The 22,388-nt window shown below is 42.3% G+C and carries 20 protein-coding genes; all 20 read right to left on the bottom strand.

Features of this window, described 5'->3' with window-relative positions:
* Positions 1-264 precede the first annotated feature (264 nt).
* The 20 genes from pheS to atpA all read right to left on the bottom strand — a co-directional run bounded on the left by pheS (position 265) and on the right by atpA (position 22,387).
* Positions 265-1,308 carry a phenylalanine--tRNA ligase subunit alpha gene (gene pheS / locus NOL38_RS00410; protein ID WP_002939760.1) on the bottom strand — a complete coding sequence of 348 codons (1,044 nt, stop codon included), beginning with the start codon at positions 1,306-1,308 and terminating at the stop codon, positions 265-267.
* 292 nt (positions 1,309-1,600) lie between these two features.
* Entirely contained in the window at positions 1,601-3,325 is a 1,725-nt protein-coding gene (locus NOL38_RS00405) for a glycoside hydrolase family 3 protein (RefSeq protein WP_277941074.1), read from the bottom strand.
* 10 nt (positions 3,326-3,335) lie between these two features.
* Complete coding sequence (locus tag NOL38_RS00400; protein ID WP_277941073.1) at positions 3,336-5,126, bottom strand: glycoside hydrolase family 3 protein; 1,791 nt, start codon at positions 5,124-5,126, stop codon at positions 3,336-3,338.
* Between the two features lie 46 nt (positions 5,127-5,172).
* Positions 5,173-5,973: an HAD family hydrolase gene (locus NOL38_RS00395; protein ID WP_105160974.1), complete on the bottom strand. Its 801-nt coding sequence runs from the start codon at positions 5,971-5,973 to the stop codon at positions 5,173-5,175.
* Positions 5,973-6,812 carry an SDR family oxidoreductase gene (locus NOL38_RS00390; protein WP_105160975.1) on the bottom strand — a complete coding sequence of 280 codons (840 nt, stop codon included), beginning with the start codon at positions 6,810-6,812 and terminating at the stop codon, positions 5,973-5,975. The genes NOL38_RS00395 and NOL38_RS00390 overlap by 1 nt, the downstream gene beginning before the upstream one ends.
* A 1-nt stretch (position 6,813) precedes the next feature.
* Positions 6,814-7,914, bottom strand: coding sequence for a mannonate dehydratase (locus tag NOL38_RS00385; RefSeq protein WP_277941072.1), 1,101 nt, complete (start codon positions 7,912-7,914; stop codon positions 6,814-6,816).
* A gap of 13 nt (positions 7,915-7,927) precedes the next feature.
* Positions 7,928-9,328, bottom strand: coding sequence for a glucuronate isomerase (gene uxaC, locus NOL38_RS00380; protein ID WP_044670938.1), 1,401 nt, complete (start codon positions 9,326-9,328; stop codon positions 7,928-7,930).
* 1 nt (position 9,329) lies between these two features.
* Positions 9,330-9,950 (bottom strand): bifunctional 4-hydroxy-2-oxoglutarate aldolase/2-dehydro-3-deoxy-phosphogluconate aldolase, encoded by a 621-nt coding sequence (locus tag NOL38_RS00375; protein WP_024382352.1) that lies wholly within the window; start codon positions 9,948-9,950, stop codon positions 9,330-9,332.
* 122 nt (positions 9,951-10,072) lie between these two features.
* Complete coding sequence (locus tag NOL38_RS00370; protein ID WP_172061782.1) at positions 10,073-10,789, bottom strand: FadR/GntR family transcriptional regulator; 717 nt, start codon at positions 10,787-10,789, stop codon at positions 10,073-10,075.
* Between the two features lie 45 nt (positions 10,790-10,834).
* Positions 10,835-12,634 (bottom strand): beta-glucuronidase, encoded by a 1,800-nt coding sequence (uidA, locus tag NOL38_RS00365; RefSeq protein WP_277941071.1) that lies wholly within the window; start codon positions 12,632-12,634, stop codon positions 10,835-10,837.
* 15 nt (positions 12,635-12,649) lie between these two features.
* The gene (locus tag NOL38_RS00360; RefSeq protein ID WP_277941070.1) at positions 12,650-13,678 is read right to left on the bottom strand and encodes a sugar kinase; all 1,029 of its coding nucleotides are present in this window, start codon (positions 13,676-13,678) and stop codon (positions 12,650-12,652) included.
* Positions 13,679-13,740: 62 nt separating this feature from the next.
* Positions 13,741-15,294: an MFS transporter gene (locus tag NOL38_RS00355; RefSeq protein ID WP_174850725.1), complete on the bottom strand. Its 1,554-nt coding sequence runs from the start codon at positions 15,292-15,294 to the stop codon at positions 13,741-13,743.
* Positions 15,295-15,480: 186 nt separating this feature from the next.
* Complete coding sequence (locus NOL38_RS00350) at positions 15,481-16,320, bottom strand: DNA/RNA non-specific endonuclease (protein ID WP_277941069.1); 840 nt, start codon at positions 16,318-16,320, stop codon at positions 15,481-15,483.
* Positions 16,321-16,349: 29 nt separating this feature from the next.
* Positions 16,350-16,541, bottom strand: coding sequence for a DNA-directed RNA polymerase subunit beta (locus NOL38_RS00345; protein WP_012775177.1), 192 nt, complete (start codon positions 16,539-16,541; stop codon positions 16,350-16,352).
* Positions 16,534-17,817, bottom strand: a complete 1,284-nt coding sequence (gene murA, locus NOL38_RS00340; protein ID WP_277941068.1) for a UDP-N-acetylglucosamine 1-carboxyvinyltransferase — start codon at positions 17,815-17,817, stop codon at positions 16,534-16,536. Before murA ends, NOL38_RS00345 begins: the two co-directional genes overlap by 8 nt.
* A 23-nt stretch (positions 17,818-17,840) precedes the next feature.
* Positions 17,841-18,065: a DUF1146 family protein gene (locus tag NOL38_RS00335; RefSeq protein ID WP_024387485.1), complete on the bottom strand. Its 225-nt coding sequence runs from the start codon at positions 18,063-18,065 to the stop codon at positions 17,841-17,843.
* A gap of 59 nt (positions 18,066-18,124) precedes the next feature.
* A complete protein-coding gene (locus tag NOL38_RS00330) occupies positions 18,125-18,541 on the bottom strand; it encodes a F0F1 ATP synthase subunit epsilon (protein ID WP_002936007.1) in 417 nt (138 codons plus the stop codon).
* A 9-nt stretch (positions 18,542-18,550) separates the two neighbouring features.
* Entirely contained in the window at positions 18,551-19,957 is a 1,407-nt protein-coding gene (gene atpD, locus NOL38_RS00325) for a F0F1 ATP synthase subunit beta (protein WP_002936008.1), read from the bottom strand.
* Between the two features lie 19 nt (positions 19,958-19,976).
* The gene (locus tag NOL38_RS00320; protein WP_024398204.1) at positions 19,977-20,855 is read right to left on the bottom strand and encodes a F0F1 ATP synthase subunit gamma; all 879 of its coding nucleotides are present in this window, start codon (positions 20,853-20,855) and stop codon (positions 19,977-19,979) included.
* An 11-nt stretch (positions 20,856-20,866) separates the two neighbouring features.
* A complete protein-coding gene (gene atpA, locus NOL38_RS00315) occupies positions 20,867-22,387 on the bottom strand; it encodes a F0F1 ATP synthase subunit alpha (RefSeq protein WP_032497571.1) in 1,521 nt (506 codons plus the stop codon).
* Position 22,388 lies beyond the last annotated feature (1 nt).

Raw genomic sequence — 22,388 nt, 5'->3', positions numbered from 1 at the left:
CATTGCCTTTCATTATCTAAGTGGACTAGGTAGGCCGCTAGCGCGGTTACCGTTTCTCTCAAACAACAAGCTAATAACTGTATCGGATTACTAGGAAAGTCGCTCAATAGCGATTCCCCTTCACTTACTCGTGCGGAGTTACGACGGTTTCTTGTTGAAAACGATACTTTTTCAACAAGAAAACTAGTGAGGGGAGTAGGTAGGCCACTAGAGCGGCTACCGTCCTGTTTCTAGATACTTTCAGTATCAGAAACAGGTCTCACATCAAAACTGCTCCGAGAATCGTACATCGCCTTGGTAGAAACCACGGATGTCATTGATACCGTAACGAAGCATGGCAATCCGTTCCTGACCAAGACCAAAGGCAAATCCAGAGTACTTGGTTGAGTCAATCCCACTCATTTCCAATACTTGTGGGTGGACCATTCCGGCACCGAGGATTTCAATCCAGCCTGTTTTCTTACATACGTTACAGCCGTCACCACCACACTTGAAGCAGGAAACATCCACCTCAACAGAAGGCTCAGTGAATGGGAAGTATGATGGACGCAGGCGAATCTGACGCTCTTCACCAAACATTTTCTTGATAATCATTTCAAGCGTACCTTTGAGATCGCCCATGGATACATTTTCACCGACAACCAAGCCTTCAATCTGGTGGAACTGGTGGCTGTGGGTCGCATCATCCGTATCACGACGGAAAACACGTCCAGGCGAAATCATCTTCAAGGCACCTTTTGAGAAATCATGTTGGTCCATGGTACGCGCCTGAACAGGCGACGTATGGGTCCGCATAAGGATTTCTTCTGTGATGTAGAAGGTATCTTGCATATCACGGGCTGGATGATCTTTAGGCAAATTCATCCGCTCAAAGTTGTAGTAGTCTTTTTCCACTTCAAAACCATCAACAATCTGGAAGCCCATGCCCAAGAAAATATCTTCGATTTCTTCAGAAGTTTGAGTCAATACATGGCGTTTTCCGACCTTAACCTGACGACCTGGCAGGGTCACATCAATAGTTTCAGATGCTAATTGCTGTTGGATTTTTGCTGCTGCAACCTTTTGAGCTGTTTCTTCAAAAGCAGCTGTCAGCACATCACGCACTTCATTAACCTGTTTACCAACGATTGGTTTCATGTCGTTAGACAGGTCTTTCAAGCCTTTCAACAAGTCCGTCAAAGACCCTTTTTTACCCAAAACCGCAACACGCAGGTCTTGTAGTTCTTTTTCTCCTTGGTGCTGGATTTCTTTTAACTTTTCTAGTGTCGTTTGGCTTAATTCAGCCAACTGTTGTTCAATGTTTGACATAATTCCTCCAATAAAAAAACGCATGACACCACTCGTATCGGAGCGTTGTCACGCGGTACCATCCGTTTTCATCTGCAAGGCAGACCTTGTTTCTAAGTCCATGTGTGAGTGAATTCGACCAACTTTCACTGATTGAGCTTGCAGTCACGGCTCAACTCCCTGGGCAGTTTCCATAGGTGTACTAGTCTCACAGACTTCTATTCAATTAAGAATATTCTATCAAAAAGAAGAAAGTTTGGCAAGAAATCTTCCTAGAAAACTCTCTCTATCTAGGGTAGAAAGGAGTTTAGTTTTATAGTTTTGCCTGCCATTTATTGGCCCAAACATTCTCATTTGGCACACCATAGAAGTCATCTTTTCCTTCTAATTTATTAAGGAGGGATTCGATAGTATTTTTATTGTGATGGTAGGCATTGATAGCAGTTTTGACCATGGTAACATCGTGAAGGTGAGTTGTATAGTTTAGTGAAACGAAAACGGTTGGAACTTCATGTACATACCAAGGAACCTCATTTGACATGGCCGTTTTCCACTGGATGCGGTAATTATTCTGCGCTCCATATCCAATGACATTGGCAACAGTCAAGGCTAAATCAACTTCTTCTCGGTATTGCAGCGTTTTTCCTTTGATACGAGTCGTACCATCATTGACGGTCACTTCATAACCACGCGCCTCTAGGGCAGCTTTAAGGTTATCAACCACTTCTGTACTTGCCGCCATAATCCCTTCTTTTTCACCTTCTAGGTAATACAAACGGATTCTGCGGTGGGTTTCTGGACTAATTGGAAGATTTTTCTGGGTATCCTTCAACAACGTAATTGCTTTATCTGCTGCTTCACGTTGCCAAGCCAAGTGTTCTTCACAGCCAATAATAGCCAATTCATCAGCTGATTTTAGTAAGGTTCCTTCCGCTTGCTTGATATGCAGATTGAGTTTGGCTTTCAGACCTAAAATGCGACGGAGAGCATCATGAAGGCGTTCTTCAGTAATCACTCCCTTGCGGTAGCCATTAAGCATAAATTCAAAATCTTCTTCTAAGTTATTGAAGAATAAGAACATATCGCAACCCGCAGCAATGGCTGCAGGTACGTAGTCTTCACGACGCATGGCTGCTGTCATCCCCAACATGTGGCTGGCATCTGTTATGACTAAGCCATTGAATTCCAGTTTTTCTTTCAATAAATCTTGAATCAATTCAGGAGCCAGTGTTGCAGGCAAAATGTCTTCGTCCTTCAAAGTTGGATTGAGTCGTTGTTGGTAATATGGCAAGGCAATATGACCCGCCATAATCATCTCAACACCAGCTTCAATATGATGACGATAGACACGACCAAAGCTCTTGTCCCATTCTTCTGGAGAGAGCTCATTGACACCGAGGACTAGGTGCTGATCACGCTCTTCTGTACCATCTCCTGGGAAATGCTTGATACATTGAATAACATCTCTTTCAGCAGTCAATCCTTCTAGATAGGCACTGGTATAAGCAATAACATCATCCGCATTTGTGCCGTAGGCTCTGGTATTGACAATGGTATTGCGCCAGTTCTGAACAATGTCCACGCACGGATCAAAGTTGACATTTACACCTAATGCAGTCTCCTCTCTCGCAGATACGAGACCAACTAGGTAGGGAATACGAGGATCCCGACTGGCTTCCGATTGAGCACCTGAGGAAATATAGGTTCCGCCTTTCACAGCCCCATCTCCACCTGAGTCACAGTTCGCTGCAACCAAGAGAGGTACTTTTGAATAGCTTTGCAACTCGTTAATCAGTCCTTGTACCTGTTCTGGACTGCCATTCATATAACGAGCACCACCTATGTGATATCGGTTCATCAATTCCTGATTACTCAGATTATTTCCGCTAAAAGCGTCTCCTCCGAAGAAGAATAGATTGACAAACAATTGACCGATTTTTTCTTCATCAGTCAGATGATCCAAGGTATCTTCCACCCAAGAAATCTGCTCTTCATTCAAATAATAGGGTTTCTTCCGCAAATCAACTAATCTAGGCATGTTTTCCTCCTTATTTTCCGCGCCAAATCTGTGTATCTACCAAGCCACAGTAGGCATCAACAGGTGATACTCCTGTAAAGGCTGACTCTCCTGCTAGTTTGGCAACCAAGGCTTCTAATGTGACAGGCAAGCCATCGTAGGCATTGATATAGGTTGCAACCTGTGGCATATCTGCAAGTGCGAACGGGTGCTGAACAGAGACAACAATGGTTGGAATTTCGTGAACATAGAAAGGCTGGTCTGGTGTTCCCTTGGCAGCTGGCCAAATAATCCGCTGAGTTGTCCCTCCTGAGTTGACATCAACTAAATTGATAATCAAATCATAGTTATCTGTGATTTCGGCAATTGGACGCTTGGAAGCATAGACATTTGCAATCGCTGCTGGTCTTTCTTCTTCTGGCAATTTGGCAATCCGTGCTTCTGTATTTTCCCAGATAGATACTTGGTGGCCTCGAGCTTCTAATAGTTCTTTCAGCGTATCAGCTGCTCTCTTCTTGCCAGCATTGATCATGGCACCAAAACCACCCTTATAGCCATCTACTTCGACCAACAAAATACGTTTGTAGCGTTCTGGATTGACTGGGAAAATTCCTTCTTGTTTGGCTTTTACCAGGGTAATCGCCTTGTCAGCTACTTCTTTTGCAAGCTGTTTCGCCTCATCTCTACCAATCAAAGCCAGCGCTTCTTCTTTTGGAACCATGATTTCCTGACGACGACCTTCAAACAAGTGAAGACCGAGTTTAGCTTTCAAACCCAAGGTACGACGAAGGGCATCATGTAGACGTTCCTCAGAAAGCAGACCATTTTCCAATCCTTCTTTCATCCATTGCAAATCTTCTTCTGGATCGTTGAAGAAAAGGAAAAGATCACATCCTGCCTCAATAGCTGTAGGCAATAGCTCACGACGGGACATAGAAGCTGTCATACCGATCATATGACTGGCATCCGTGACAATGGCTCCATTATAACCTAACTCTCCACGAAGCAACTCATCCAAGAGGGTTTTATTCAGCGAAGCTGGTAACATGTCATCCAATTCACGTTCTGGGTGCATTTCTTTCTCAACATTTGGCAAATGAATGTGCCCCGCCATGATACCTGGAAGACCTGCTTCAGCCATCTCACCGTAAATCCGTCCAAATGTTTCCATCCATTCAGACTTGGTCATGGGATTCGAAGCAAAAGAGAGATGATGGTCACGTTCATCAATACCATCGCCTGGGAAATGCTTAGCAAACGGCACAATGCCATGCTCCATAATGCCACGCATGTATTCTTTGGATAATTCAATGACTTGGTCTACATTAGCTCCCCAAGTTCGGTTTGCAATGATAGGATTGCGCCAATTACGACTGAGGTCCATAATCGGTGCAAAGGAGGCATTGCAACCTACTGCAGCTGCTTCAAGTCCTGCAACTTTCCCCATTTCATAAGCATAGCGGAGATTGGTTGTCGCAGCAATCTTGATTTCATCCCCAATTTTCGTTCCGTCCGTAACGGCGCCATTCCCACCAGATTCGGTATTGGCTGCAATCAAAAGGGGAATCTTAGACTTGGTCTGCAAAATATAGTTTTGCTCCCAAATATCTGCAGCAGGGCCAGGATTGTAACGAACAGCAGCAATCTTATAATCATTTAATACTCCAGTCAGATAGTCTTCCGTCCGCTGGCTCCCCATATTGACAAAGAGGTGACCGATTTTTTCATCCAAGGTCATCTGAGCAATGGTTTCTTCAATCCAAGAAATTGCCTCATCATCAAGGCTGTAAGGTTTCTTCCGTAAATCTACTAAATGTGTCATGTTTGCCTCCAAAAAAGCTAGAGGGCATAGCGCCTCTAGCCCTTCTCTAGTCGTCTAAATTATTCCAAAATGCCTGTATCAATTCTGTTTCTTTCTCATCTGTGAATAATTGATGAACAAATTCATCTGCAATCGTTTCTGTCAAATCCGCCCAAGATTGCATCTCTTGTCCTACTAAAATAGGATAGAAGTGAACATTATTGAGTTTCGCCGCCTTCAAATCACCTGGCGAGTCACCAATCATCATAATCTGCTCAGGACAATACCCTTCCTCTATTAACAGTTTGATGACATCTTCTTTCTTGCCACGGTCTTGACAGTACAATTCTGTAACAAAGTCCATCAAACCCTGGTCTGTCCACTCTTCTTCTACCGCTTCCTTATTAGCAGAAGAAACTACGTAGACTTTTCCTAACTGGCTCAATTTTTCCAAGCCCTTGTGAACGCCGATGAAGGCTAAAACTGGTCCACTATACTTCTTAATGGCTTGATTGACTTGATTGGACCATTCTAAAGCTAATTCCAAGTCTTTTGATGGCTGCTCCTCTATCAATCTTTCCAGAGAAGCATTTGACAAAGAATCTGTTGTAGCAACCCAATTTTTCAAGTTGTCTATACCAGTCACACCTGCAAAATCTAGGCCTTTAACTAAGCCTACAAAACGGTTAATGCCACGTTCTCGAGAGTAGAGATTAACTCGATTCCATTCAGCTAAAAACGGTTCTTTATCTTCAACACCAAAAACTTCCGCAGCCAAGGGGCCGAAAAAGAGTTTATGTTTGTAGGTCATGGTGTCCATGGCGCAGCCATCAGAGTCCACACAAAATACGTAATCCGTTTTCATCATCAGACTCCTGAATAGGCTGAGAAGCCACCATCAATCGGTAAAACAACACCGTTGACAAAACTTGCCAAATTCTCGTCTGCCAAGAAGAAGACTCCGCCGACTAGCTCTTCCGCTTCACCAAACCGCCCCATTGGTGTATTGGTCAAAATCTTGTTGGCACGTGCGGTCGGTTGACCCGACTCGTCAAACAGCAAACCACGGTTTTGGTTGGTAACCAAGAATCCAGGCGCAATCGCATTACAACGGATGCCAACTTTTGAAAAATGGACTGCTAACCATTGGGTAAAATTACTAATAGCAGCCTTGGCACCTGAATAGGCTGGAATTTTTGTCAAAGGAGTAAAGGCATTCATGCTGGAAATATTGATAATATTTGCTCCCGAGCGACCGATCATATCCTGTGCAAAGACCTGTGTTGGCAATAAGGTTCCTAGATAATTCAAATTGAATACAAAGTTGATACCTGCCTCATCCAAGTCGAAGAAAGTTTTGGTATCAGCTGGTAGTCCAATCTCATGGAATTCATTGTCCGTTGTCGCTTTGGGATTATTGCCTCCAGCACCATTGATTAAAATATCTACTGGTCCAAAATCTGCTAGGACTTGCTGGCGGACTTCTTCCAAATTTTCCTTAGAAAGAACGTTTGACTTATAGGCTTTTGCTACGCCTCCTGCTACTGCAATCTCATCAACGAAGACCTGAGCCGCAGCTTCATTTAAGTCCAAAAGCGCAACCTTTGCACCAGCCTTAGCAAATTCTTTTGCCAAATAGCCACAAAGAACGCCTCCTGCACCTGTAATAACAACAACCTTGTCCTTAAATTCAATAACACGTGACATATTAGCTCTCCTTATTTCCAACTGTTTTTACTTTAATTCCAAAATCTGGTGTCTTGCCTGCTGCTCGCATATTGGCTTCATAGAGACCGTTAAAGTAGGTTGCCCCAAGGGCTCGGTCATACAGACCATAACCAGGTGTCTTGGTCTGGTCTCCCCAGATACGACGACCGTGGTCTGGACGTAAGGCTCCAGCCCAGTCATAGTCCACCAATAATTTAACAACAGCATTCATATCAATGTCACCAGCCTGTGACAGATGTGCTGTTTCTTGGAAGCCCCAAGCACCTGCCGTCACATTGCGCGTATGCATAAAATTGATGCGATTGCGTTTGAGAGCATATTCCGTCATGGCAAGGACATCATTTTTCGGATCAGAAGCATAGGATCCTACACACATGGTAATTCCATTGTGTTCTGAATCATAGAGATTCAAAAATCGTTCAACGGCTTCTTGACCAGTGATGATACGAGGTAATCCGAAAATTCCATACGGAGGGTCATCAGGGTGAATGGCCATTTTGACGCCAGCCTCCTCAGCCGTTGGTATAATCGCTTTGATAAAATACTCCAAATTCGCCCATAAATCTTCTTCAGAGATATTCTGACGATAATTTTCGATAATAGCCTTCATTTCTTCCTTGGAATAGGACGAGTCCCAACCAGGTAAATTCAAATCATCCGCCACAGGATCAACACCAGCCAAATCAGATTTAAGGAAAGCTAAAGAGGTTGAGCCATCTGGAAGTGGGTGGTGCAAGTCTGAACGTGTCCAGTCAAACACAGGCATGAAATTGTAGCATACAACTGGAATACCTGCAGCCCCAACATTACGGATGGAAGTCTTATAGTTTTCGATTAACGCATCACGATTTGGCTTCCCTTGTTTGATGTCTTCATGAACAGGAATGGATTCGATAACAGTAATTTCAAGTCCTGCCTCTTCTACCATTTTTTTCAGCTCTAGAATGTTTTCAAGGGGCCAAGCTTGACCAACTGGCACATCATAGACAGCTGTCACAATTCCCTGCATACCAGGAATTGCCTTAATCTCTTCAAGTGTCACAGGATCCTTTTTCCCATACCATCGAAATGACATTTTCATGATTTACTCTCCTTTATTGTTCAAAAAATTCTTTGGCATTGTAATAGGATATGGCTTCTACAAACTGCCCTAAACGATTGTAATCTTCAGGCACTTCTTCATCAACAATCCATTGGCCGACATAGGTCGCTAAAATCCGTCTGAAATAATCATGCCGTTGATAAGATAAAAAGCTACGAGAATCTGTCAACATACCAACAAAATTAGCAAGCATACCCTGTTCTGCATAGGCATTCATCTGGTCAATCATGCCCAACTTGGTGTCATTGAACCACCAACCAGCACCAAATTGTAGCTGACTACGAAGCCCTTCCTCATTGGACTGGAAATTCGCCAAAGTATTGGCCAGAGCAATGTTGTAACTTGGATTGAGATTGTACCAAATCATTTTTGGAAGGGCATTTTCCTTGACCAAGTTATCTAACAAACGATTCAAATTCACAGTCAGACATGTCTGGTCTCCAATCGAATCCACACCTACATCTGCTCCAAGTTTTTCAAACAGTCCGGTATGGTTGTTCCGTAAGGCACCAAAGTGAACTTGTGTCACAAAGCCATGTTTCTTGTACAATCGGCACAATTCTCTAAAGATGGCAGTCTGCCATTTATTGATACTGGATTGACCAGCCTCTTTACCTGCAAGTCTTGCTAGTAAAATATCATCAAGCTCTTCAAGGCTTGCTTCTTCGTATGAAATAGCCGTAAAACTGATATCACTTGCTCGGCAACCGTGTTGAGCAAAATAGGAAACGCGCTGACCAAGTGCTTCTACAAAACTTGCAAAGTCTCTTACTGTTACCCCTGTTACTTCCTCCAAGCGTTTAATAAATGGATTGAAATTTCGATGTTCTATAAAGGCTTCATCTGGTCGGAAAGTCGGTGCCACTACAGTATCTATGGTCGAGTCCTCAGCCAAGCGCTTATGCCATTCCAAGCTATCAAGAGGATGGTCAGTTGTCCCAATAAAGGTCACCCTAGCATCCGCAATCAGCTTACGTGGACTAACTTGATGTTCTTGCAAATAAGCATTGAGCTGATGATAGAGTCGCTCTGCATTTTCTTCGGTCAACAATTCCTCAACACCGAAAACCTGTCGCAATTCCAAATGGCTCCAATGATAGAGAGGATTTCCGAAAGCCCGTTCCAAGGTTCTTGCCCAGGCCTTAAACTTATCTAGTTTACTTGCTGAACCTGTGATTTCTTCTTCTGAGATACCATTAGCCCGCATCAAGCGCCACTTATAATGGTCACCCCCCAGCCACAGATCAACAATATCTTCATAAACCTTATCTTCAAAAATTTCCTTAGGATCCAGATGACAATGGAAATCATAGATAGGAAGCTCTGCTATTTTCCCGTAAAGCTCCTTAGCAGGCTCGTTTTTTAGCATAAAGTTTTTATCATTAAAACTCATTTCATCCCTCCAAAGCAGCAACAAAACTGCGAGCAATCGTCGTTACACTTTCATAGCCTTCAGCCTGCACTCGACTTGCCAGAGCCGAACCGACTCCAACAGCACAAGCACCTGCCTTCTTCCAATCTGCAACATTTTCAACTGATACGCCACCAGAAGGCATCAAATCCACTTGGGGCACTGGTCCGTGAATATCCTTGATAAATCCAGGCCCCAAGACACCACCAGGGAAAAGCTTGATAATAGGACATCCCGCCTGACTAGCTGTGACAATCTCTGTTGCAGTTGCACAGCCTGGGAAGTAGAATACCTCAGCCTCTTGTGCCAAGTCTTGAATTTCTTTATCAAAATGAGGACTAACCAGGAAACTAGCACCTGCATCAATGGCCGCTTGTGCGAGAGATACATTCATTACAGTTCCTGCACCAATGACTACGGATGAATCATCTGAGAACTCCTCTTGTAATTCTTTGATAACTGTCGCGGCATTTGGAGTCGAAAATGTAATTTCAATATTTCGAATACCTCCCAAAATCGCATGGCGAGCGATTTCTTTCGCATCTTCTTCATCTTTTCCGCGAATCACTGCAAAAAAGTAATTTTCTTTTAATTGCTTTAACATCTTGACCTCCAATTAGAAAGCGTTGTCATTTATAGCTATAGTATACAATTCATCAGATGATTTGTCAATAAAAAAAGCAAAAAATACCCAGAAAATTATTCTGGGCAGTATATTTTTTATTTCTATTTATGATTATTCAGACCATGTATGGTCATATCTTTATCAAACCACTCACTTAACACAACCTGTCTTACTGCTATAATATGCGCCAACATGCTATCATATGCCGCAACAGGGTGCCGTTGTTTGATAGCCATTAAGATATTCCTATGTGCCTGTAGACTATCTGCTTTCATCTGACGATTTGAATAGTTTTCATTGATTAGATGGATAGACTGGTTAATGACAGGCATGAGACTAGTTATTGCCAGATTCCCACTCATCTCAGCTAACATACAGTGGAATTGTACATCCAATTCCAGATGCTTCGAATCTCCAGCAGCTACCGCCTCTTCAATAGCTACGACAATTTCTTCCAACCTTGCAATATCTTCATCCGAGGCAAACTGTGCAACACGCTCCGCAATTCTCGGTTCAAGCAAATACCGCACTTCAAACAAATCTGTCGTCAACTTCACACGGTCTCTGACCAAAGAAAAACCTAAAGGATCCTCTGATACTCCCTTTTTAGAGCTGATATAGGTTCCCGACCCTTGGCGCACCTCCAGAATATTTCGAGTAGCCAAACTTCGAACAGCTTCACGAACAGTCGAACGTCCAACTTCTAAATCTTGGGCCAATTCATACTCATTTGGAAGCTTATCACCAACTTCATATCCTCTTTCCAAAATCAATTCCAATAAGCGTTCCGATGCTTTTTCTACCAAGGGTTTCGCCATGTGCTTGGTCCTCCAATACAACTTTCTATTTGCTACTATTATAGCTCATTTCCTCTTATAATGGTAGTTTGGAATGGCAGTCCAACGTTTCTTGATTTCTCTTACAATTTGCTTGGGTTGTCTATTTCTTGAGAACAATCCTTTGTGATTTCCTTGAATGCGAATGATACCAACTGTAGTTTCAAAATCTGCAAAATTCCAGACTTGTTCACCCACTAAATTCGATATTGAATCAAAAACGCGATGGTTCATATCGTAGTAATCCACCTGAAATTCTTCCGTATAAGGAATATCCCATATCGAATGTAGGCCCGGCAAGGTGTCTGCACCATATTCTGTAATCAAAATCGGCTTATCTGGATAAAGTTCCTGCCAAGTCTCTAATTCCTTACGAAGTCCCTTCTCTGCTGTCTTCAAGTCACCATGAGCAACATACCAGCCATAATAACGATTGAGACAGACAACATCGACCAAATCCATAACCTCATCCTTATCAGGTGTTGCCGTCATGATATTGACCAAGGTCACAGGACGCTTAGAAGGATCTCTGTCCCTCATGCGCTGAATCAGAGGTTCAAAGTAAGCACGCGCTCCCTTTTCATGCCCTGCCGGTTCATTGGCAACAACCCACATCACTACAGAAGGATGATTCTTATCACGCGCTATCAATTCATCAATCACCAATTCATGAGCATCCTTGGTTTGCATAACTTCCCAGGTGCTTTTTACCTCTTCAGAATCCCCTGTCAAATTCAAGGCTGCATTGAAAAGCTGGAATAGGCCAACTGCTGGCACTTCATCAAGGACGACAATTCCCAAACGATCTGCCAGACGCATCATTTCTTCTGAATAAGGATAATGGGAGGTCCTAAAAGAATTTGCTCCAATATCTTTAAGCAAATTCAAATCCATCAGATTGGCTGCTTCATTGAAACCACGCCCATTGATGAAGGTATCTTCATGTTTACCAAATCCCTTGAAATAGAAAGGTTTTCCATTGATGAAAAACTGCCCATTTTCAACCGCAACACTACGAATACCGAATTGTTCTGAGTAGGTATCTAGCAAGTTTTCTCCGTCAAATAATTCAACTTTAGCAGTATAGAGATAGGCATCCAAGACCTCCCAAAGGCGTGGATGTTCAATGACCATTTGTCCATTTTCAAGAATCCCCACTTCCTGTCCCTCTTGATCTAAAATAGACATACGGATGGAATCGTACTGCCCAACTGTCTTCACATCAACATTCACTACCGCCTGAGTCAAATCTTGATTTAGCTCCGTCCGAATAACAATATCCTCAATCCTATTTTTTGGACGTTTATAGAGATGAACCGTCCGCTGGATACCAGCATAGTTGAAAAAGTCAAAATTTTCCTTGACGGTCTTCACAATTTGGCCATTCTCATCCATTTCTTCACTATAATTCCCTACTGGGAGGGTTGTGTAATTCAACTCATTATTGGCACAGACTGTCAATCGGAATTGATCAGCATCGTATAAGTTTGATGGAATCAAGCATTCAAAAGGTGTGAAACCACCCTTGTGCTCCCCGATTAAATGACCATCTGCATAGACTTTGGCCTGATGTGTCACCGAACCAAAACGCACAACCAACTCTTCATCAGCTGATACGACTGGAAGAGCTACCATAAGTTCATACCAATTATCTCCGACAAAACGACGTTTGTCCTTATCAACAACAAGATCATTAAAAGAACTTGGTACAACCATTACTTCATCTGTATCTAACAGAGTATGAGCATCATTTTGTCCTTGCTTAAATTTCCATATTCCATTTAAAGAATAAACTGAGCGTGTTTTTGTCTGTATTGGATACAACATACTTTTTCCTTCTTTCTATCGTTTTATTTCACGTGACCCTTTTTTCAATAACAAATCAATATCTGATTGACTGATGATATTGACATCCCCTTCAATGGTATGCTTGAATTGAAAACTAGCCATACCTAAGTCGAGTATTTCCTGTGCCGTTTTTTCCTGCAAATAGCCCAAAATAATTCCTGCTGTAAAGGCATCCCCTGTCCCAACTCGGTCCAGAACTTGAATGGATTCTTTTTCCGTTTCATAAAGAATACCATCTTGATACAAGTATGCCTTCAACAAATATTCATTATTGTAGGTCATTTCCCTCTGGGTAAAAGCAAGACCCTGCAAAGAATAAGTCTCCGCCAGACCTTTAACCACCGCTAACAAGACTTCTTTATTTTCATAAGGACGTTCCAGCCCCAATTCATCCTTCACATCTTTTCCAGATTCATTGAAGAGTTGAATAGGCTCTAGACCAAAGCAAATATCTGCCAATTGCACAAATGGAGATAGTTTTTCCCTCGCTTCTTCAAAAGAAGACCACAAACTTTCGCGATAATTCAAGTCAAAGGAAACCTTTACACCCTGCTCCTTTGCTATCTCCATTAAACGAAAGGCCAGTCGATAAATATCTGGATTCAAAGCGACCGTTATACCACTAACATGGAACCAGTCTACACCTTCAAATATTCCTTCCAAATCATAATCTTCTTCCTTGGATAAGCTAAAGGCAGAATAATCACGGTCGTAGGTCACCTGGCTAGGTCTAAGAGAGAAGCCCTTTTGATAATAATAAATCCCCAACCTTCCTTTTTTTCGAATCAGATGCTTCTGTCCAATCTGCCGTGCAAAGAGAAAGTGTTCTGCCATTTTTCCCACTTCATTTTCCGGAAGTGCCGTCACCAACTCAACTGAATGCCCCAACTGTGCTAAACTGGCCAAGACATTCAACTCTGAGCCACCAAATTGACATTCTAAACTAGATGCCTGTGTCAAAGTTTGATATTGAGGAGGAGATAGCCGTAATAAAACTTCTCCAAACGCTAATATTTTTTTCATACCGCCTCCTAGATGAAAGACCCAGCTGGAATCCTCCAACTAGGTCAGTTATTCGATATTAGTTACTTATCATCGTATTGGTCAACCTTATATTGAGTAACATCTACATAATCCATATCAGATAATGGAACATTTTTCGCGATTGCACGCACACGTTCTTCATCTTTTGCCGCTTTCATAACATGGATTTTCTCTTGAATACGGGCCATTTCTTCACGATCAAGTTTGTAGAATTTCATCAAGAACAAGGATAGACTCAAAACTACTACTGGAATTACTGTCAATAGGACAATCAATGCCATTCTCAAATCTGTAGAGAAGGCTGTTTCAACGGTTGGGTATTCTTTGCCAAATCCAATCGCTGCTAATACAAAACCAACCACCATCGGAGCAAATGAAGAAGCAATTGAGTCCGTCAATGAGAAGATAGTCCCAATCATACCTGACAAGTAACGACCAGATACTGAAGTTTCATAGTCTGTAATATCTGCACCCATGGTCAATACTAAGCCAGATGGAGCAGTAGATGCATAGCGTGCTACAATATAGACAACAAAGAATCCGATTGTATAGAGATTCCAATTCGTTAAATCTAACATTCCAGGTTCAGCAGAAAGAAGCATAACAGCAAGAATAATCAAACCTGTAATTCCCAGTTGAAGGGCCGTTACATATGCAAAACGCAAACCTTTCCGACGAGCCAATTGCGCTGCACCAACTGTTACAAGAATACCTGGCAAAATCAAGAGCATAGACATTTTTCCAGAAAGAGCATAGTCACCGAAGATAATACCATACAGCATAACCCCGATAACGGAATCTCCAAACAGTTGAGCAACAAATTTTACAAAAGCTGCAGAGATTGAAAGAACCTGCAAAGGTTTGTTTCCTTTGATAACTTTCCAGTAGTCTTTCAACTTAGTTTCTTGTGTCTTCTCACCAAGACCAAAGTATTTCTTATTGTCTTTTTCCCAAATACCGATAATAGCAAGAATACCCAGTACAGCTGAAATTATTACTACACCAAGGAATAACTCTTGGAAGAATCCCGGGGTAAAACCACCATGTTTTGGAACCAAGGTTCCTGACACGACCACTTGGCTACCTGTCATCAACACAGTTGTGGCGATACCATCAACAATGTTAAAAATCGGACGTTGTTTTGGATCATTGGTAAGCGCAACTTGTCCTGCTTTGGTAATCGTTTGTTGCAATGAATAACCAATTTTATGAATAATTAAAACAACTAAGAACAATGGTAGACGCAAATTTTCGCTAACTCCACTTAGGCCTAACATCATAAAAAGAGAAGTTGCTGTAATGATATTCCCTAAAACCAAGATAGGACGATATTTACCAAACTTAGTATCCGTTTTATCAATGATAACCCCAATTGTAGGATCAATAAATCCATCGAAGATACGAATATAGCCCATGAGCTGACTAACAAATAGCGCTGCTAAACCAAGTACCCCTGTCGATAAATAAGTCACGAAAGTAAAAGCAACCAAATAAATATTCGTCGATGAATTGTTCATCGCAAATAATATGATTTGCCATAACTTGGCTTTGTTATAAGTAACGTCTTCGACACGTTGCTCAACATGTTTTTCCATCGGAAAGTCCTCCTAAATTTTTCTACGACAAAGTCGTAAGCGTTTTCTATAACTATATTCTAATATTCATCAGATGATTTGTCAACTGCTTTTGTAAATATTTTTAATTATACGCAAAAAAAAGACGATTTTACGTGAAAATCGTCTGATATATTTGAGTTATCAAGAAGGAATTCATCTGATTATTTACTCATTCACCGTGATTTCACCGCTATGGTAGTTAATGCTGAGGCCGCTCTGTACATTTGGAACAAATACATTGAACTCTAAGCTACCATCTGCTGCTTTTGCCTCTAGATGACTTCCTACTGGAATCAAGTCATTGTTTTCTGCATAGATAAGGGTTACACGGTAGCGGACACGCTTATTTTTATCTAAGGCCCGCCGAATTTGACTTTCAAAATAATTCTGCCCAGTTGAAGTTTGGTCATTAGCTTGGTTAGACCAAGCTGTTTGAACTGCAATATTCTTAGGATTGCTGGTTGAAGCATCAAAACCAGATAATCCACCAATCAAAGCATAACCTAGTAGGTGCCCACGGTCAACCGCATGATCATACTCTCCAGTTAAATCATGGATCTGATGCCAACCTGCAGGTGTCCATGAGGTACTACCATTACCAGTTGCTTCACGATCCTTATACTGACGTGTAGATTTAGCTAAAAGCGCATTGGCTACGGTTGGAACCGTCTCTCCCTGGACAGTCTTTGTCTTATTATCACCATAAGGAACACTGGCAACCGATGCATCTAAATCCGTTTGATTACCGTTAATAATAAATGCTCCAGCACCATTCCATTCAATCGAATTCCCCAGTTGCTTTTTTACATCTTCTGTCAATACCGAACTAGCCAGTTCCTGACTAGGTGTGCCTTCACTTGCCTTAGACTGATTGACATAATAGGAATAATCGGCAACGTTACTGCTCTTGTTATCGCCTAAAAGATAACCACCCGCTACTACAACAATCGTAGCCAATAAGCTGAGCAGACTCATTGCTTGTTTTTTTACATTTTTCTTCGCCATTTTCTCTCCATCAAAAAAGCAGGTCCAGCCTACTTTCCTGTAAATTTACCGATTAATTCTTGCCACTTAGCTGGTGACAACACCGCAAATACATTGTCTCCATCTCCTATGACACCGTAACCAACCATTAATCCTAAAATAAACACCAAAATAGCAATCAACAAAACAACTGCTACTAAGATTAAATTTTTACCAACATAGCTAAGATTATCCTTATCCATTTTCATCTTCTCCACTCACACGTTCAAGCGTTGCACCTAAAGCAGCTAATTTCTCATGAAAACGATAGTAACCTCGATCTAAGTGCGTTAATTTACCTACAATCGTCTCACCTTCAGCAACCAAACCAGCCAGAATCAAAGCGGCACTTGCTCGTAAATCAGTAGACATAACCTGAGCACCTTGCAGAGCTTGTCCTCCCGTGATGATAGCTGTATCTCGTAAAATTTCCGAATGCAAATCCATCCGACGCATTTCTTCCAAATGCTGGAAACGATTCTCAAATACCGTTTCAATCATGGTAGATTCACCCTTTGCAACTGCCATTAGAGCTGTAAATTGAGCCTGCATATCCGTTGGGAAGCCTGGGTGTGGCAAAGTTTTTACTGTTACAGGTTTAAGCTTATCCACTTGCGAACGAACTCGAATCCCTTCAGCTTCTTCCGTCACCTCAACTCCCATTTCCAACATCTTAGAAATAAGTGGACGGTTGTGCTCCCAGACAGCATCCTTGACCAAGACATCGCCACCAGTCATTGCCGCTGCCACCATAAAGGTACCCGCTTCGATACGATCTTGCACCACTTGATGTTCTGCGCCAGTCAATTTTTCTACACCAGTAACCGTAATCGTCTCTGTACCTGCCCCCTTAACTTTTGCCCCCATTTTGTTTAGGAAAATAGCCAAGTCAACAATTTCAGGTTCTCGTGCTGCATTTTCCAATACCGTTGTACCCTGCGCCAGAGTTGCAGCCATCATCAAATTTTGCGTTGCCCCAACACTTGGGAAATCAAGATAGATCTGAGCTCCCTGCAAGTTCTCTGCACTCGCTTCAATATAACCAGCGCGTTGTTTAATTTTAGCCCCCATAGCTTGCAAACCTTTTAAGTGCAAATCAATTGGACGACTACCAATTGTACAACCTCCTGGCATAGAAACCTTAGCATAGCCATTGCGTGCCAAAATCGGACCAAGAATAACAATAGAGGCGCGCATTTGACTCACATACTTATAAGGCGTTTCACTACCAAGTTTACCTGTTGCGTCAATATCGATAGTCTTTGTTTCCTCGTCAAATTTCACACGAACTCCCAGACCACGTACAACATTATTCATTGTATAGACATCAGACAAAATAGGAACCTGAGTCAATTTGGTTTGCCCTTGACTTGCTAGAACTGTTGCTGCCAATAAAGGCAGAACGGCATTCTTCGCCCCCTCAATCTCAACCTGTCCTTTCAAACCGTTTTTACTACCTGTAACAATAATTGTATCCATTTCTTATCCTTTTCTTACTTAAATCACATATTTGCAAAAGAGCGTCCCACCATCAATAATTCTAAAAAGAAAGTCGAGACTAAGTACCCCAGTGCTATTGCCAGAAAGAGAATCAGCAAATTGATTTTACGCTGATTGTCCCCAGTCACCTTCAACCACCGCGACCAATCAACTGTTGTAACCAAGAGATGATGAGCCAGATAGATAAACAATATATGACTAAAAAACTGTAAAATTGAAATTACCATGTTTCCATTATACCATGAAATTAAAAAATGGAACTGAACCAAGTTCAATCCCATATAGATTAATGTTTCCCAACACGAATACGATTTATCGCACGTTGGAGGGCGACTGTTGCACGCATCTCCATATCAATATTACGAGCAGTCTGTGCTTCTTCCAATTCACGTTCCGCGCGCAATTTGGCACGTTCCGCACGACTAATATCAATATCCCGTTCCCGCTCAGCGGAATCAGAAATGACCGTAATAATATCCTTGTTGACTTCAATGATTCCACCATTGACCGCAATCCAGTCTACATGGTTTTCATCATCAACACGACGCACTTTCATTTCACCGATTTCCAAAACTGCAATCAGTTCTTCATGTCCAGAATAGACACCCATCTCACCATCAACCGTTTTGACCAAAACAAATGCTGCATGATGGTCATATTTGATACCGTCTGGTGTTACGATTTGTACAGTCATTTGTCCCATAAGCCACCTCTAGAATTTCATTTTAGCAGCTTTAGCGACCACATCCTCAATTGAACCAACATTTCGGAAGGCATCTTCTGGTAGATGGTCGTGTTTGCCGTCCAAGATTTCCTTAAAGCCTTTCACCGTTTCAGCTACTGGCACATAAGAACCTGGCATACCTGTAAATTGCTCCGCAACGTTGAAGTTTTGAGAGAGGAAGAATTGGATACGACGAGCGCGACCAACCAAGGTCTTCTCTTCATCTGACAATTCATCCATACCGAGAATGGCAATAATATCTTGCAATTCTTGATAACGTTGAAGGACACGTTTTACTTCCATAGCTACTGCATAGTGCTCTTCACCAACGATTTGTGGAGCAAGTGCACGTGATGACGAAGCCAATGGATCCACCGCAGGGTAGATACCAAGCTGAGTCAACTTACGTTCCAAGTTAGTTGTTGAATCCAAGTGAGCGAAGGCTGTCGCTGGAGCTGGGTCTGTATAGTCATCCGCAGGTACGTAAATAGCCTGAATAGATGTAACAGAACCCTTCTTGGTTGAGGTAATACGCTCCTGCAATTGTCCCATCTCCGTCGCAAGTGTTGGCTGATAACCAACGGCTGATGGCATACGACCCAAGAGGGCAGACACTTCTGAACCAGCCTGAGTGAAACGGAAGATATTATCGATGAACAGAAGAACATCCTGCCCTTCCACATCACGGAAGTATTCCGCAATGGTCAAACCAGTAAGAGCAACACGCATACGAGCTCCTGGTGGCTCATTCATCTGACCAAATACCATGGCCGTTTTTTCAATAACACCTGATTCTTTCATTTCCCAGTAAAGATCGTTCCCTTCACGGGTACGCTCGCCAACTCCGGTAAATACAGAGATACCACCGTGTTCTTGGGCAATATTGTGAATCAATTCTTGGATAAGGACGGTTTTACCAACACCGGCACCACCGAAGAGACCAACCTTACCACCTTTTAGATAAGGTGCTAGGAGGTCGATAACCTTAATCCCTGTTTCCAAAATTTCGCTTGAAGTAGATAATTCGTCAAAAGCCGGCGCTTTCTTATGGATAGGCTCACGTTCGAAATCTGCCGGAAAAGACTCTTCAAGGTCAATGGTATCTCCCAACACATTGAAGACACGACCCAGCGTTTCTTTACCGACTGGAACAGAGATGGGACGACCTGTATCGAGAACTTCCATCCCACGTGTCAATCCATCCGTTGATTCCATGGCAATGGTCCGTACAACGCCATCACCAAGTTCCAAAGCCACTTCAAGCACGACTTTTTGTTTGGAATCATCATTTTTATATACAACGAGTGCGTTGTTAATCTCAGGAAGTTTATCTTCTGCTGCAAACGCAACGTCTACAACTGGTCCGACAACCTGAGTAATTTTGCCTGAACTCATTCTATTTCCTCTATTTCTATTACTCAAGGGCTGAGGCACCTGCTACAATCTCAGTAATTTCCTGAGTGATAGCTGCCTGACGAGCCCTATTGTATTGAATTGTCAAATCATTAATGACATTCTTAGCATTATCCGTTGCTGTCTGCATGGCCGTCATACCAGCCGCATTTTCAGCAGTTTTAGCATCCAAAATCGCTCCGTAAATGGTTGATTCTGCATATTGGGTCAACAATTGCTCCAAAATGACTTCACGGTTTGGCTCCAATTCAAAAGTAGATGTATAACCATCTGCTTCATTGTGGTCCAAATCTTCTACAGGAAGCATCTGCTGTACACGCACCTGACTGGTCAAACTATTGACATGGTGGTTATAACAAACATACAACTCATCAAAGAGTTCGTTCTTGTACATCTCAACAGACTTAGAAATGATTTTTTGAACCTCTTCAAAACTTGGGTTGTCTGCTAAACCGCGCAATTCAAAGACAGGATTGATACCACGGGCACGGAAGAAATCAGCTCCCATGCTACCAATAGCAATAATCTCATACTCATCTTTTGAGTCATGGTCCTGTTCAATCATTCCCATCACAGCCTTCAAAATACTGGAATTATAAGAACCTTTTAGTCCACTATCAGATGTAATGACAATATAACCAGATTTTTGAACTGGACGACGAATCAGCATTGGATTGCTTGTATCTGAAGCCATCAATTCTCCACGCAAGAGATCCGTTGTAATCTGACGAACCTTACTAGCATAGATCTGAAAGGATTGCGCTAATTGCTCTGATTTGGCTAGTTTAGAAGCCGAAACCATCTGCATGGCACCGGTGATTTGACTGGTTTTCTTAGTTGATGCAATTTTTGACTTGATTTCATTTAGAGAACCTGCCATTATTCACTCCTTTACTTAAAGACAGACTGGTCTTTGAAAGCTTGGATAGCAGCATTCAATTCATCTGTATCAGGAAGATCTTTTGTTGTACGAATAACATCCAAAAGACCATCGTAGTGCAAATCAAAATATGCGTACAGTTCTTCTTCAAATGCCAAAATATCATCAATTGGCACTGAATCCAAGAAGCCATTTGTCAAAGCATACAAAATCAAAACCTGTTTTTCAACTGGAAGTGGCTTATGCAATGGTTGTTTCAACACTTCCACAGTCCGACGACCACGGTTGAGTTTGGCCTGAGTTGCTGCATCCAAATCCGAACCAAATTGCGTAAAGGCTTCTAATTCACGATAAGAAGCTAAGTCGATACGAAGGGTACCTGCCACCTTTTTCATGGCCTTAATCTGTGCAGAGCCACCTACACGTGATACAGAAGAACCCGCATCAATGGCTGGACGGATACCAGAGTTGAATAAATCGTCCTTCAAGAAGATTTGTCCATCCGTGATTGAAATCACGTTGGTCGCGATGTAAGCTGAAATATCTCCCGCTTGTGTTTCGATAAATGGTAGAGCTGTAATGGAGCCGCCGCCCAATTCATCTGAAACCTTTGCTGAACGCTCTAGCAAACGACTGTGCAAGTAGAATACATCCCCTGGATAGGCTTCACGACCCGGAGGACGACGAAGCAAGAGAGATAATTCACGGTAAGCTACCGCTTGTTTTGACAAATCATCATAAACAATCAAGACGTGTTTGCCTTCATACATGAACTCTTCTGCCATGGCAACGCCAGCATAAGGAGCCAAGAAAAGCAATGGAGACGGTTGTGAAGCAGATGCAGTTACTACGATTGTGTAATCCAAAGCACCATATTGACGAAGGGTTTCAACCTGAGTACGAACAGTTGACTCTTTCTGACCGATAGCCACATAGATACAAATCATGTCTTGGCCTTTTTGGTTGAGAATAGCATCAATAGCTACAGATGTCTTCCCTGTCTGACGGTCACCGATAATCAATTCACGCTGACCACGACCAATCGGAACCAAAGCGTCAATAGCCTTGAGACCAGTTTGAAGCGGTTCATTAACCGACTTACGTTGCATAACACCTGGTGCTGGATATTCAATCGGACGAGTCTTACTAGTACGAATTTCACCAAGACCATCCACCGGTTGACCAAGTGGGTTGATGACACGACCAATCAAAGCCGAACCAACTGGTACTTCCATAATTTTACCAGTACGACGAACAACTGATCCTTCACGAATATCGGTAAATTGTCCGAGAATGATGATACCAACATCGTTGGTTTCTAAGTTTTGTGCCATACCAATGGTGCCATTTTCAAATACCAAAAGCTCTCCACTCATGGCATTGTCAAGACCTTGCGCACGGGCGATACCGTCACCGATATAGGTTACGACACCAGTCTCTGTGTAGTCAAAGTCAGGCTGAAAGCCTTCAATTTGTTGTTTTAGTAAAGCGCTAATTTCTTGTGCATTAATCAAAAGAACACCACTTTCTATT

The sequence above is a fragment of the Streptococcus suis genome (assembly GCF_029616525.1).
Taxonomy (GTDB): domain Bacteria; phylum Bacillota; class Bacilli; order Lactobacillales; family Streptococcaceae; genus Streptococcus; species Streptococcus suis_AF.
Note: the sequence above shows the minus strand (reverse complement) of the source record. Positions and strands in the feature narration are given on the sequence as shown.

Coding starts and splice junctions, on each gene's coding strand:
- pheS (WP_002939760.1), bottom strand. CDS start 1,308: ATGTCAAACATTGAACAACAGTTGGCTGAATTAAGCCAAACGACACTA.
- NOL38_RS00405 (WP_277941074.1), bottom strand. CDS start 3,325: ATGCCTAGATTAGTTGATTTGCGGAAGAAACCCTATTATTTGAATGAA.
- NOL38_RS00400 (WP_277941073.1), bottom strand. CDS start 5,126: ATGACACATTTAGTAGATTTACGGAAGAAACCTTACAGCCTTGATGAT.
- NOL38_RS00395 (WP_105160974.1), bottom strand. CDS start 5,973: ATGATGAAAACGGATTACGTATTTTGTGTGGACTCTGATGGCTGCGCC.
- NOL38_RS00390 (WP_105160975.1), bottom strand. CDS start 6,812: ATGTCACGTGTTATTGAATTTAAGGACAAGGTTGTTGTTATTACAGGT.
- NOL38_RS00385 (WP_277941072.1), bottom strand. CDS start 7,914: ATGAAAATGTCATTTCGATGGTATGGGAAAAAGGATCCTGTGACACTT.
- uxaC (WP_044670938.1), bottom strand. CDS start 9,328: ATGAGTTTTAATGATAAAAACTTTATGCTAAAAAACGAGCCTGCTAAG.
- NOL38_RS00375 (WP_024382352.1), bottom strand. CDS start 9,950: ATGTTAAAGCAATTAAAAGAAAATTACTTTTTTGCAGTGATTCGCGGA.
- NOL38_RS00370 (WP_172061782.1), bottom strand. CDS start 10,789: ATGGCGAAACCCTTGGTAGAAAAAGCATCGGAACGCTTATTGGAATTG.
- uidA (WP_277941071.1), bottom strand. CDS start 12,634: ATGTTGTATCCAATACAGACAAAAACACGCTCAGTTTATTCTTTAAAT.
- NOL38_RS00360 (WP_277941070.1), bottom strand. CDS start 13,678: ATGAAAAAAATATTAGCGTTTGGAGAAGTTTTATTACGGCTATCTCCT.
- NOL38_RS00355 (WP_174850725.1), bottom strand. CDS start 15,294: ATGGAAAAACATGTTGAGCAACGTGTCGAAGACGTTACTTATAACAAA.
- NOL38_RS00350 (WP_277941069.1), bottom strand. CDS start 16,320: ATGGCGAAGAAAAATGTAAAAAAACAAGCAATGAGTCTGCTCAGCTTA.
- NOL38_RS00345 (WP_012775177.1), bottom strand. CDS start 16,541: ATGGATAAGGATAATCTTAGCTATGTTGGTAAAAATTTAATCTTAGTA.
- murA (WP_277941068.1), bottom strand. CDS start 17,817: ATGGATACAATTATTGTTACAGGTAGTAAAAACGGTTTGAAAGGACAG.
- NOL38_RS00335 (WP_024387485.1), bottom strand. CDS start 18,065: ATGGTAATTTCAATTTTACAGTTTTTTAGTCATATATTGTTTATCTAT.
- NOL38_RS00330 (WP_002936007.1), bottom strand. CDS start 18,541: ATGGGACAAATGACTGTACAAATCGTAACACCAGACGGTATCAAATAT.
- atpD (WP_002936008.1), bottom strand. CDS start 19,957: ATGAGTTCAGGCAAAATTACTCAGGTTGTCGGACCAGTTGTAGACGTT.
- NOL38_RS00320 (WP_024398204.1), bottom strand. CDS start 20,855: ATGGCAGGTTCTCTAAATGAAATCAAGTCAAAAATTGCATCAACTAAG.